Source organism: Acetobacter cibinongensis (genome assembly GCF_000963925.1).
GTDB classification, from domain to species: Bacteria; Pseudomonadota; Alphaproteobacteria; order Acetobacterales; family Acetobacteraceae; genus Acetobacter; species Acetobacter cibinongensis.
The window spans coordinates 1-204 of the sequence record NZ_BAMV01000109.1; the positions used below are offsets into that span (position 1 = coordinate 1).

Below are 204 nucleotides of genomic sequence, written 5' to 3' on the forward strand. Positions count from 1 at the left end.
GAAGGTGTTGCGACGACCGGTTGAATCCGCCCTGACAGCCACGGTCTGAGTGATGGGTCACTTTTCCCTCAGGCCGCCTCTGACACAGAGCCTGCTCAAGGGCATCCAGCACGAAGTCGGTATGGGCAGTGGATGAGACGCGCCAGCCCACAATAACCCGTGCAAAGACGTCAATGATGAAGGCCACATAAACAAAGCCCTGCC

The 204-nt window shown here is 57.8% G+C and carries 1 protein-coding gene; it reads right to left on the reverse strand.

Going from position 1 to position 204, the window contains the following annotated elements; genetic code table 11:
* Positions 1-204 (reverse strand): DDE-type integrase/transposase/recombinase (locus tag Abci_RS14015; RefSeq protein WP_048839786.1); only part of this gene is annotated, 204 nt, incomplete at both ends.